Origin of the sequence: Actinokineospora sp. (assembly GCF_050699995.1) — a bacterium.
Taxonomy (GTDB): domain Bacteria; phylum Actinomycetota; class Actinomycetes; order Mycobacteriales; family Pseudonocardiaceae; genus Actinokineospora.
The window spans coordinates 1-10,947 of record NZ_JBOHGC010000582.1 but is presented as its reverse complement, the minus strand read 5'-3'; the positions used below and the strand labels follow the sequence as shown (position 1 = coordinate 10,947).

General features: G+C 69.0%; 9 protein-coding genes and 3 pseudogenes. 3 read left to right on the top strand and 9 right to left on the bottom strand.

All coding sequences use genetic code 11. From position 1 onward, the window contains the following. The 4 genes and pseudogenes from ACRDSQ_RS28230 to ACRDSQ_RS28215 all read right to left on the bottom strand — a co-directional run. Positions 1 to 821, bottom strand: a pseudogene (locus tag ACRDSQ_RS28230) (hypothetical protein); the annotation flags it as partial. A gap of 296 nt (positions 822 to 1,117) precedes the next feature. Next, on the bottom strand, positions 1,118 to 1,513 hold the full coding sequence (locus ACRDSQ_RS28225) for an OsmC family protein (protein ID WP_431425208.1): 396 nt from the start codon (positions 1,511 to 1,513) through the stop codon (positions 1,118 to 1,120). Beyond that, positions 1,510 to 1,890, bottom strand: a complete 381-nt coding sequence (locus tag ACRDSQ_RS28220; RefSeq protein ID WP_431425207.1) for a VOC family protein — start codon at positions 1,888 to 1,890, stop codon at positions 1,510 to 1,512. Before ACRDSQ_RS28220 ends, ACRDSQ_RS28225 begins: the two co-directional genes overlap by 4 nt. 9 nt (positions 1,891 to 1,899) lie before the next feature. Continuing rightward, positions 1,900 to 2,958, bottom strand: a complete 1,059-nt coding sequence (locus ACRDSQ_RS28215; RefSeq protein ID WP_431425206.1) for a WD40/YVTN/BNR-like repeat-containing protein — start codon at positions 2,956 to 2,958, stop codon at positions 1,900 to 1,902. A gap of 77 nt (positions 2,959 to 3,035) precedes the next feature. On the opposite strand from ACRDSQ_RS28215, the gene ACRDSQ_RS28210 reads away from it, so the two are divergent. Next, positions 3,036 to 3,779 carry an SGNH/GDSL hydrolase family protein gene (locus ACRDSQ_RS28210; RefSeq protein WP_431425205.1) on the top strand — a complete coding sequence of 248 codons (744 nt, stop codon included), beginning with the start codon at positions 3,036 to 3,038 and terminating at the stop codon, positions 3,777 to 3,779. Here ACRDSQ_RS28210 and ACRDSQ_RS28205 read toward each other — a convergent pair. After that, positions 3,776 to 4,831 (bottom strand): annotated as a pseudogene (locus tag ACRDSQ_RS28205) (FAD-dependent oxidoreductase). The gene ACRDSQ_RS28210 and the pseudogene ACRDSQ_RS28205 overlap by 4 nt on opposite strands. A 54-nt stretch (positions 4,832 to 4,885) precedes the next feature. Next, positions 4,886 to 5,530: a hypothetical protein gene (locus tag ACRDSQ_RS28200; protein ID WP_431425204.1), complete on the bottom strand. Its 645-nt coding sequence runs from the start codon at positions 5,528 to 5,530 to the stop codon at positions 4,886 to 4,888. Between the two features lie 61 nt (positions 5,531 to 5,591). Between ACRDSQ_RS28200 and ACRDSQ_RS28195 the strand changes: the two genes are divergently transcribed. Then, positions 5,592 to 6,221: a TetR/AcrR family transcriptional regulator gene (locus tag ACRDSQ_RS28195; protein ID WP_431425202.1), complete on the top strand. Its 630-nt coding sequence runs from the start codon at positions 5,592 to 5,594 to the stop codon at positions 6,219 to 6,221. Between the two features lie 152 nt (positions 6,222 to 6,373). Beyond that, positions 6,374 to 7,801, top strand: a complete 1,428-nt coding sequence (locus ACRDSQ_RS28190) for an NF041680 family putative transposase (protein WP_431425201.1) — start codon at positions 6,374 to 6,376, stop codon at positions 7,799 to 7,801. A 131-nt stretch (positions 7,802 to 7,932) separates the two neighbouring features. Here ACRDSQ_RS28190 and ACRDSQ_RS28185 read toward each other — a convergent pair whose 3' ends face one another. The 3 genes and pseudogenes from ACRDSQ_RS28185 to ACRDSQ_RS28175 form a co-directional block, all read right to left on the bottom strand. Further along, positions 7,933 to 8,253, bottom strand: coding sequence for a group II intron maturase-specific domain-containing protein (locus ACRDSQ_RS28185; RefSeq protein ID WP_431425209.1), 321 nt, complete (start codon positions 8,251 to 8,253; stop codon positions 7,933 to 7,935). Positions 8,254 to 8,430: 177 nt separating this feature from the next. Beyond that, positions 8,431 to 9,062 (bottom strand): annotated as a pseudogene (locus ACRDSQ_RS28180) (reverse transcriptase/maturase family protein); the annotation flags it as partial. A gap of 1,333 nt (positions 9,063 to 10,395) precedes the next feature. Further along, positions 10,396 to 10,872 carry a hypothetical protein gene (locus ACRDSQ_RS28175; protein ID WP_431425200.1) on the bottom strand — a complete coding sequence of 159 codons (477 nt, stop codon included), beginning with the start codon at positions 10,870 to 10,872 and terminating at the stop codon, positions 10,396 to 10,398. Positions 10,873 to 10,947 lie beyond the last annotated feature (75 nt).

Below are 10,947 nucleotides of genomic sequence, written 5' to 3'. Positions count from 1 at the left end.
TCTCCGGGCACCGCGCCGGCCTCGGGCGCGGCGCCCGCGTCGGCAGGCACACCGCCACCGCCGCCGAGGTCACCCGCGCCGGTTTCGCCTGAGCCGCCCGAGGATCCGTCCGATCCGCCGCCCACCGAACTGTCCGGAGTGGAGGGATCAGTCGTCGGTGGAGCCGGTGTGGAGACCAGCTTCGCGCCGACGCCGTTGGCCGCCGGGCCGTCGAACGCGACCTGGAACGTCGCGGGTGCCTCGACTTGCTCGACGATGACGACCGACGTGGGCGCCGAACTGCCCGGGGCGAGCCAGGTGCTCGCCATCGAGGTCAGGTCGAACGTCCACACCCCGTTCGGTCCGGCCGTTCCCGCCGCCGACGCGCCGCAGTCGAACAGCGGCTGGGTCTTCCACGGCGCGGCCTGGCCGTCGGCCCAGAACTCGGTCACCGGACACGCGATGATCTTCGCGCTCTCCTGGTTGGCGTTGGCCGCGGTCGCGCCGCTTTGCTTGAGCGACAAGACGAACGACGTCACCGTCGCGCCCGGTTCCGCGTCCAGCGCGAACTCGATGGCGGAGATCTTCTCCGGGTCGCCGACCGCCGCGGCCACCGGCAGCGACCCGTTAGGGGCGTTGGGCGGCGCTACGGCGGGCGGTGCGGCGGCCGGCTGGTCGGGGGTCTCGTTGACCCGCCACCACCAGCCCGTCTTCACCACCGAGACGCCGGACAGCGTGCCCGGGGTGACTTCGGGGGCGGCCGCCTGGGAAACCCCGGGAACGGTCAGGAACGCGAGCCCGCCGATCAGTGCGATCGCGGCGCGGCGCCGGCGCGTGGACATGGATCTCCCGGAGTCGGCGACAGTCGATATAGGACTCAACGGCCGTCTCGGCCCAGAGTTGTTGGGACATCCAGCCACATTTCGGACACTGGAGTTGTGACCTGTCACAACGACCTCCTGACGCCGCGACGGCGAGCCGGACAGCGCGGGTGTCTGTCGAGCGGGTCAACGAGGCAACCGCGTCGAAGATGCGCACACGCTGGGCGCGACTATCGTCGCCAAGATCGAGAAAGCCCGCCCTCGCTGGTGTTTCACCAGGTGGGGCGGGCTCTCGTCGGGAAATGGTCCGCGCGTCCTCAGGGGATGGTCAGCCGCACTTCACTCGACTGCTTCAGTGTCCGGGTGACGGTGCACAGCGCCTCGACGGCCCGGATCACCACCGCCCGCACCTCCGCCTGGGCGTGCGCGTCCAGCCCGGAGAGATCGACGTCGAGTGAGACGTCGACGCCGTCGAGTTGGTGCGCGCCCGCGGGCCGCACATCGGCCGCCGTCGCCCTGATCGGGATCTCGCCCGCGCGGCGCAGGACCAGTTCCTCGCCGGTGACCGCGACACAGCCCGCCGCGGCGGCCAGCAGCAGTTCGACCGGACTGAACGAACCCTCCTGACCGACGCGCCCGATCTTGACCTCGCCGCCCCGCTCATTGCGTGCGACGAACTCATGCGGGCCGGTGCGCTCGACGCCGATGGTCATGCGGTGGCTGCTTTTTCGGCAGCGGAACGCTCCACACAGAACTCATTGCCCTCAGGATCGCTCAACACGACCCACCCCGTGCCGTCCGGCCTGCGCTGGTCGCTCACCAGCGAGGCGCCGTGGGCGAGCAGGCGCTCGACCTCGGCGTCGCGGGTGTCGTCCGGGCGCAGGTCGAGATGGATCCGGTTCTTCGAGGACTTGCCCTCCGGGACGCGGATGAACAGCAGCGTCGGGCCGTTGTCGAAGTGGATCATCGCTTCCGGGTCGCCCGGTTCGTCCTCCGGCTGGATGGGCCGGTTCACGACCTCGCTCCACCAGGAGGCCAGCGGGTACGGGTCGGCGCAGTCGAAGGTGATGTTGTGGATCGCAGAGGGCACGCGTCGTCCTTACGTCGTCAGGCGGAGGATGCCGACGCGGCCGGTCGCCCCTGAGGCCCAGCACGCGCCGTCGCGGGCGCAGTCAACCGTGTCGAACGTGCCCGCGTCGAACTGTTTCCAGGTGCGGCCGCCGTCGAAGGTGACGTCGCTGCCGGTCGGTCCGACCGCTATCGCACCACTGCGGACGAAGGGGTGCCACGCGACGCCGGAGCGGTACCCGTTGGGGGCGTTCGCGGGCTTGGTCCAGGTCTGTCCCGCGTCCCGGGTCAGGCCCAGGGCGTCGACGCCGTTGGTGGGCGCGGCGAAGTCGCCGCCGACGGCGATCCCGCGCTTGGTGTCGCGCCACGCCGTGGCGTAGACGCCCGCGCTCGGGCCGCCTGCCAGCACCGTGTCGACCGCCGCCCAGGTGTGGCCGCGGTCCGCCGAGTGCAGGACCCGCGCCTTGGCCCCACCGCCGGTCGAGATCCACGCGTCCCGGCCGCCCGCGACGCTGACGCACTGACCGCTCGCGGCGAACGCGAACTCGCCTTCCAGGGCGGCGGGCATCCCGTCGGACGGCAGGACCGACCAGGTCGCGCCGCCGTCGCCGGTGGACAGGACGCGGAACTTGCCGTCGACCGGGTCGCTGAGCGCGAGCCCGTGCCTGCGGTCGAAGAACGCCATGCAGTCGTAGAACGCGGTCGGCTCGGTGTTGCGGAACGTCTCACTCCACGTCGCGCCGCCGTCGGTGGTGCGGTAGATGCGCGAGTCCTCGCCGGGACCGATCGACAGGGCCACCGCGTTGTCGGCGTCGAACGCCTCGATGTCGCGTAACTGCAGCGTCTCCGCGCCCGGCGGGGTCGACCGCTGCCAGGTCTGACCGGCGTCGGTGGTGCGCAGGACGGCGCCGCCGCTGCCGCTCGCCCAGGCCACGCGGTGGCTCACGGCCGCGAGACCGCGCAGCCGGGCCTCGGAACCGGTGGGGGAGAGCTGCCAGGTGAGTCCGGGCTCCGGGGTGGCCGCCGCGGGGACCTGCAGCAAGCCGAAGGCCGCCGCGACAGTCGCGGCGATGATCAAGGGTCGCTTCATGTGCCGGACCCTAGCGCCAGATTCAAGCTACTCAAGAGTTTAAACTCGGCCACAATATGAACGCATATACAAGTTTCGTGGCACTAGGGGACTCCTTCACCGAGGGCATGTTCGACGACCTTCCCGACGGCACCTGGCGGGGCTGGGCCGACCTGGTAGCCGACCGCCTCGTCGCGTCAACCCCTGGATTCCGCTACGCGAACCTCGCGATTCGCGGCAAGCTCGTCCGCCAGATCGTCGACGAGCAGGTCGAGCCCGCGGTGGCCATGGCACCGGACCTGGTGAGCTTCGCCGGCGGCATGAACGACGTCCTGCGTCCGGGCTGCGACGTCGCCGCGGTCACCGCCAAGATCACCCACGCGGCCGAGGAACTGGCGGGCGCGGCCAAGCAGCTGGTGCTGTTCCGCGTGGTCGACCCGACCGGCCGGATGCGCGGTAGCGCACGGCTGATGCCCCGGATCAACCGGCTCCTGACGCTGGTCGACGAGCTGGCCGAGAAGCACTCGGCGATCGTGGTGGACCTGTTCTCCGCCAAGGTCTTCGACTCGCCCGCGCTGTGGGCGGAGGACCGCATCCACCTCAACGCCGAAGGCCACCGCCGGGTCGCCGAGGCGACGCTGCAGGCGTTGGGCCACGAGCCGCGGTTCGACTGGACCGCTCCCGTGCCCGTCCTGGCCCCGCCGTCGGTGGCGAGCCGGGTGCGGTCGGATCTGCGGTGGGCACGGCTGCACTTGGGTCCGTGGATCGGCAGGCGGCTCACTGGGCGGTCGTCGGGGGACGGGCGCGTTCCCAAGCGGCCGGAGCTGCTGCCGTACCTCTAGGCCGCGGTTGCTGTCCGCTGCCCCAGGAGGGCGCGGATCTCACGGACCGCTGTCCGACCCGCCCGGTTCGCGCCGATGGTGCTGGCGGACGGGCCGTAGCCGACGAGGTGCAGCCGCGGGTCCGCCGCGACGCGGGTGCCGTCCATGACGATCCCGCCGCCAGGACCGCGCAGGCCCAGCGGTGCCAGGTGGTCCAGAGCCGCCCGGAACCCAGTCGCCCAGAGGATCACGTCGGCTTCGAAGAATCGGCCGTCGGCCCACGAGACACCTGTCGGCAGCACCCGGTCGAACATCGGCCGCCGGTCGTGCACCCCGCTTTCCCGCGCGGCCACGACCTCCGGGGTCAGGGACAGCCCGGTCACGCTCACGACGCTCGCCGGACTCCGACCTGCGCGGACGGCCTCGTCGACCCGGGCGACCGCCGCTCGGCCGATTTCCTGGGTGAACGGCCCTTCGCGGAACACCGGGGGACGGCGGGTGACCCAGGCAGTGGCCTCGGCAAGCGGCGCGAGCTCCATCAGGGCCTGCACCGCGGACGCTCCGCCGCCGACGACCACCACGCGCTTGCCGGTGAAGGCCGTGGGGCCGGGGTAATCGGCGGTGTGCAGCTGCGTGCCGAGGAAGTCGGACTGGCCGGGGTAGTGCGGCCAGAACGGCCGGTCCCAGGTTCCGGTCGCGTTGATCAGGGCCCGGGCGGCCCACACGCCGTGGTCGGTCGAGACCCGCAGCCGCGGGCCGTCGGTCACCGAGTGGACCTTCACCGGGCGCAGGATCGGGAGGGCGAACTTCCGCTGGTACTAACCGAAGTACTCGGCGACGACCTCGGCCGCCGGGCGGTCGAGGTCGTCGGACTCGAAGGGAAAGTCGGGCAGCTCGTGGATGCCGTGCACCCCGCCGAGCCGCAGCGACGGCCAGCGGTGCTGCCAGGCGCCACCGGGTCCGGCATTGGCGTCGAGGACGACGAAGTCGAGCTCGGCGCGACGGAGGAAGTAGGCGCTCGACAGGCCCGCCTGCCCGGCGCCGATGACGGCTACGTCCACCTCGGTGGTCATATCCAGATCAACGCCTGGCCCCCGTGAGGCTTCCCCCGACCGGCGTCTGATCGGTCACACCCGGCCGCGGTCCGCCCGCGTCAACGCCCAGCCGAGCGCCGCGTAGAGCAGCATCCAGCCCGCGATCGACAGCCGTGCCGGGATGTGGCCCGCCATGAGAGCCGGGGTCATCGGGACGTAGACCCAGACACCCAGGACCAGCGGGAGCCAGCGGCGAGCGCCCTGCCAGACGCCGGCACGCACGACGGCCACGCCGACGATGATGAGTCCGAGTCCGGTGGCCAGGCTGGAAACGCCGTAGAGGACGTCGAGTGGATCGGTGTTCTCGCTGGGGTAGAGGTCCTCGGCGGAGGTCGTCGCGATCACCTCGGTCACGGCGAGCAGCGCCATTCCCGCGAAAGCGATCGCGTGGCCGATCCAGGCCGCGCGGGAACGGCCCGCGACGCCGGTTCGCCACAGCGCGGCCTGCCCGAGGAGCAGGCCGAGGTGCTGGACGAAGAACCAGAGCTGGATCGCGACGAACGCGCCCGCGGCCAGCGGATAGCTGAAGCGCTCCGGGGGAACCGCGGCCGGGATGACCGCCAGGAAGACGCCGGAAGCGGCTCCCAGCAGCCCGGCCCAGAGGCAGATCGCGCCTGCGCGGCGCACGAAGGTGGTGGCGGCGGGCGATCTCGCCGCACGGGTGTCGACTGTGCTCATGATCTTACCCTTACTTTAGAGTGTTACTCTAGTGAGTAGCTTCCAATAGTGTGGGCGCATCATGGGTGAAGTCAAGAGTTCGCGCCGGGAGAAGTCCGAGGCCACGCGGCGCAAGATCCTGCACGCGGCACACGAGGAGTTCTGCGAGAAGGGCTACCACGGAGCCACGATCGCCTCGATCGCCAAGCGGGCGGGCGTCGCGGGGCAGACGGTCTACTTCGTCTTCCACACCAAATCGGCGCTCATCAGCGCGGTCATCGACAACCTCGTCATGGGCGAGGAGGAGCCGACCCTCCCGCAGGAGTCGCCGTGGTGGCGGGCGATGGTGGGCGAGCCGGACGCGGCCGCCGCGCTCGGCCACTTCATCCGGGGCGCGGGCCCGCTTTTCGAGCGGGCCAGCACGATCAGCGAGATCCTGCGCGGCGCGGCCCTCACCGACGACGAGGTGCGCCGCACCCACGAGTTCCACGAGGACCTGCGGCGCACGGCGTTCCGCGAGGTCGTGGCCACGGTCGCGGAGAAGGCGCCACTGCGTGCCGGGCTGACCGTGGACACCGCGACCGACATCCTGCTGACGGTCTACGGCGACACGACGTACTTCATCATGACCAAGGAACGCGGCTGGACGCACGACCAGTACATCGACTGGCTCCGCACAGCCCTGCCCACCTTGATTATCGAGCTTCAGTAGAAGGACGCCGAGAGAAACTCGGCCGCTTCCGACCGGACCTAAGCTTGTTGTTTAAGGTCCATGTCGGGAGCGGGCACCCCGGTTGATCATGGATGAAGCCCCTGGTTGATCATCCTCCTTGCGAGAGCAGGAAGATCAGACCAGGGGCTTCGATGATCAGTGTGCACGACGCCGGTGCCATCGGCGCACTCGGGGATCTGTCCCGGTTCCGTCAGGAGTTCTACCAGTGCCTGGCCGCGCGGGCGGACGCGTTGTTCGAGTTGACCGACGCGGTGCTCTGCGCCGACGGGCCGGTCACCTCCTTGGTGGAGTTGTCGTTGGCCGCCGAGCACCGGCGTGGGCACGGCGCCCTGTATGACAGCCTGAACTCCGGCCGGGTCGATATCGACCGATTCCGCGATGTTGTTGCCCGCCAGTCGATCCCGCGCTGCGACAACGGCCGGATCACGCTGGCCATCGATGTCAGCCATTGGCTGCGCCCTGACGCGAACACCAGCCCGGACCGGCTGTTTTGCCATACCTACGCCCGGGGCAAGGGCCAAGCCCAGATGATCCCGGGCTGGCCGTACTCGTTCGTCGCGGTGCTGGAGCCGGGCCGCACCTCGTGGACGGCGATCCTCGACGCGCAACGGTTGCGCCCCGACGATGAGGACACCGCCGTCGCCGCCGCGCAACTGCGCGCGGTCGTGGAGCGGCTCATCACGGCCGGGCACTGGCACGAGGGCGACCCGGAGATCTGGATCGTCGGCGATACCGGCTACGACGGACCCCGGCTGGCGTTCCTGCTGACCGATCTGCCCGTCCGGGTGCTGGTCCGGGTGCGCTCGGACCGCGTGATGCGCTTGCCCGCGCCGCCGCGGCAGCCGGGAACCGCCGGGCGCCCCGCACGTCACGGCGCCGAGTTCACGTTCACCGACCCGGCGACCTGGCCCGAGGCCGCGCACACCACGAACACCCAGACCACCAGATACGGCAGCGCACGAGCCCGGTCCTGGGACCGGCTGCATCCCAGGTTGACCCGCCGGGGCGCCTGGGCCGACCACGACGGTCCGCTGCCGATCCTGGAAGGCACGGTGATCCGGCTGCAGGTCGACCGGCTGCCCGGTGACGGGACACCGAAACCGTTGTGGCTGTGGTCCTCCGCCACCGCCGCCACAACCGGCGAGGTGGATCGGTCATGGCAGATGTTCCTGCGCCGCTTCGACCTCGAACACACCTTCCGGTTCCTCAAACAAACCGTGGGCTGGACCAAGCCCCGCATCCGCACACCGGAGGCGGCCGACCGGTGGACATGGTTGATCGTGACCGCGCATACCCAACTCCGCCTGGCCCGTCACCTCGCCGAAGACCTACGCCGTCCGTGGGAGAAAGCGGCCACCACACCCGACCGGCTGACCCCGGCCCGAGTACGCCGAGGGTTTCGCAACATCCGACCGACACTCACCCTGCCCGCCAGCGCACCGAAACCCTCCCGGCCAGGACCAGGCCGCCCACCCGGATCACGCAACACCCACCGCGCAGCCGTGAGCCACGTCGGAAAGACCACCAAAAAGGACACCACGAACCAACAAACACCTTAAAACTCAAGCTCAGTGGGGTCGGCCTGCGGCGCGGTGTCGGGATTGCTCCCGGTCCGTTTCCGCGGGCCGCCCGCCCGAACCGGACGTGCCTGTTTCCAGGCATCCGGCTCTCCACGTGTCTTGCCCGTTGATCAACCGGGTGCGGCTGGCTGGTTGATGGTCCATGGGGTCGGTATCCGGGTGCCGCGGTAGCGGTATCGGGTGACCGCGACGCTGGCCGCGCCGCGGAAAACGACCCCGTTGTGAGCGAACCGCCATCCCTGGTCGCAGAATCGGCGGCGGACCTCCCGCCAGGAAATGCGTCCGTGTTTGCGGCGTATCCAGGTCCCTATCCGCCGCCAGGCGTAGTAGTCGACCGTGGAGAACACCTGCTTGGACACGCCGTGGCGGAAGTAGTTCGCCCATCCCTGCAACGACCTGTTCATCCCGGTCAGGAGTTGGTCCAAGTCCATGTGCAGGGTTGATCTGCTGGTGCGGGCACGCACCCTCGCCGTAACGGCCTTGACCGTCTTCTTCGACGGAATGGTGTAGACGTAGTGCTTGTTCGTTCCTCGCTTGCGCATCCGGCGGATGTGGAAGCCGAGGAAGTCGAAGCCCTCGTCGATGCCCACTACTCGGGTCTTGTCCGGTGCCAGGCGCAACCCCAGTGGGGCGATCACCCGGGCGACCTCGCCACGCAGGTCCTCGGCGTGGCGGCGTTGGCCGTTGACGCAGACGACGAAGTCGTCGGCGTAGCGCACCAACTTCCATGACCCGAGGCCTTGTCTGCGGCGGCGGTCCCGCTGATGCCAAGTGCTCATCGTCTGTGTCCAATGCCGGGCGAAGTGCTCATCCAGCGTGGACAGGGCGATGTTGGCCAGCAGCGGGGACAAAACCCGCCCTGCGGGGTGCCGGTGAACGTGTCCTCGCGATCTCCGGTGGTCGTCATGACTCCGGCCTTGAGGAACGCCTTCACCAGCGACAGCACTTTCTTGTCCTTGATCCGAGCCCGTATCCTGTCCATCAACGCGACGTGATCAATCGTGTCGAAACAGGCCTGGATATCGGCTTCCAGCACCCACTCATAGCCGCGAGTGGTCATGTGCTGGATCTCCGCGACCGCGTCCTGCGCCCGCCTGTTCGGGCGAAACCCGTACGAGCAGGGCAGAAAGTCCGCCTCGAAGATCGGCTCAAGGACGAGTTTCAGTGCCGCCTGAACCACCCGGTCGGTGACGGTCGGGATCCCGAGCTTCCGCAGCTTGCCGGACGCTTTCGGGATCATCACCTGCCGCACCGGAACCGGCCGGAACTCACCCGTCTTCAGCAAGCGCCGAACATGGTCCAGGAACACCTCCACCCCGACCCGGGACTCGATGTGGGCCACTGTGACCCGATCGACCCCGGGTGTCCGCGCTCCGGCATTGCCCCTCACCCTCTGCCATGCGGTGAGAAGGAACGCCGGGTCACAGACCAGGTTGAACAGATCATCGAACCGGCGAGCGTGATCTTCGCTCGCCCAACGGTGCAACTTGATCTGCATCCTCCGTACCGCGAAGTAGGCCGAATCAGGATCCGGCCACCTCACGACGCCGGGATTCCCCGGCGTGTCTTCGGACATTGCAGTCCTCTCCATTGACTGACACGCTGCCGTCCCTCCCCATGTGACCGGCTTTCCCGGCCTCGGAGTACTACGACGGCTCCGCCCCGCTCACCGCCTTCGGCAGGCGACGCGCCTATCCACCCGATCACCGCCCGGATGGCGGAATCGGACGGACCGGTCAGCAAGCGGTTCCCACGTTCACTGTCATCCGGTCGACGGGTGAGGTACCCGGCTTTACCCCTGCGGCATCGTCACGGCTACGCCGTAGTCCTTCACCGTGACCTCCCAGGCCAGACCTGTGGCACCCTCCCAGGAGTTTCCGCCCGTCCACATCAGACAAACGGTGCGCACCGCCAACCAGCCCACATCCACCGGATTCGAGCTGGTCACAACTCAAGAGGCCTCAACACCGGTTCCTCGCGTATACCTTCCCGTCTCGCTCACCAGGCCCGACCCATCCGGCAGTACTGGACCGGCCCGACTTTGTCGCGGCTGCTCCCACCCTCCCCGGCGTCCCCCGGATCAGGCTGCCGCCAGCTTCACCCCACCGCTACGACGGCAGAGCCATGAAGGTCTTCCACCTCCATCCGGACAAACAGCGCCTCGTGGCGCACCACCGATGAAGTTACAGTCCCGACTTGACAACTACCGCTCTGGCCTGCTACTCGGATGTAGAGAGATAGCAGTTTGTCGACGTTACGGTCGCACTCGTTCATCAGGCGGGGTCGCCACGTCGGGGGAGAGATCGACACTGCTGTCGCTCACGCGAACGCGACTCGTTCACCCAGGCTTGAATCCAGATCCTTGTGGGTGTCCGACACCTGCTTGTCGATCCAGGTCGTGTTCGTGCTGCTCCATCGCCTGGTCAACTGTTCGCCTGTGTCGCTGGTCATATCTGTGCAGAAGCTGATCAGCAACTCGCTCCACGCCCTGATCCCCTGGTGGTGTCCTTGCTGGCGCAGCCTGCGGCGAGCAGCAGAGTCTTGTCTTCAGGCGTCAGCATCTCTCGCTCCCTTTAGCCTCGATCCGTGGACCAGTCGGTGTGTTGATCTTCGTGCGAGTTGGTGATGTCGGTCTGCGCGGTCGGTTCGGTGTTGTTGGTGACAAAGGCCTGGGTTTGGATGCCGGGCAACAACCCGGTCGTCGTGACGAGGGTGACCAGATGCGCCCGCGCCGCCGACGCCAGCTGCAAGCCGTGGCCGTGGGTGAACTCGCGCAGGAACTGACCCAGCGTGGCCGGCGCGCACACCCCGCCGAACAACCGCGGTATCCCACCAGAGCGGACCACGTCCAGGTCGTCGATGCAGTCCGCGCCCGCGGCCATCCCGGCCACCACCGTGGCGATCTTCCCGGCCGGGTTCACCCCCGCCGACCCCGGCACCCGCAGCCGATCAGCGACCAGCCGCCACAACCCCGCCGTCACGGCCAGCCGCATCAGCGGCACCAGCCCGGCCGCCGACACCAGATTCGGCTCATCGAACGATGCGTTCACCCGCGACGGCGCATGCAACAATCGCACCTCGGAGATGCCCTCCCGGCCCGGCCCGATGACGCTTCAGCAACCTCA

What these genes read in the sequence shown, in the direction of transcription:
- ACRDSQ_RS28225 (WP_431425208.1), bottom strand. Translation starts at nt 1,513, where the DNA reads ATGACCATCGGCGTCGAGCGCACCGGCCCGCATGAGTTCGTCGCACGC.
- ACRDSQ_RS28215 (WP_431425206.1), bottom strand. Translation starts at nt 2,958, where the DNA reads ATGAAGCGACCCTTGATCATCGCCGCGACTGTCGCGGCGGCCTTCGGC.
- ACRDSQ_RS28200 (WP_431425204.1), bottom strand. Translation starts at nt 5,530, where the DNA reads ATGAGCACAGTCGACACCCGTGCGGCGAGATCGCCCGCCGCCACCACC.
- ACRDSQ_RS28195 (WP_431425202.1), top strand. Translation starts at nt 5,592, where the DNA reads ATGGGTGAAGTCAAGAGTTCGCGCCGGGAGAAGTCCGAGGCCACGCGG.
- ACRDSQ_RS28190 (WP_431425201.1), top strand. Translation starts at nt 6,374, where the DNA reads ATGATCAGTGTGCACGACGCCGGTGCCATCGGCGCACTCGGGGATCTG.
- ACRDSQ_RS28185 (WP_431425209.1), bottom strand. Translation starts at nt 8,253, where the DNA reads ATGGACTTGGACCAACTCCTGACCGGGATGAACAGGTCGTTGCAGGGA.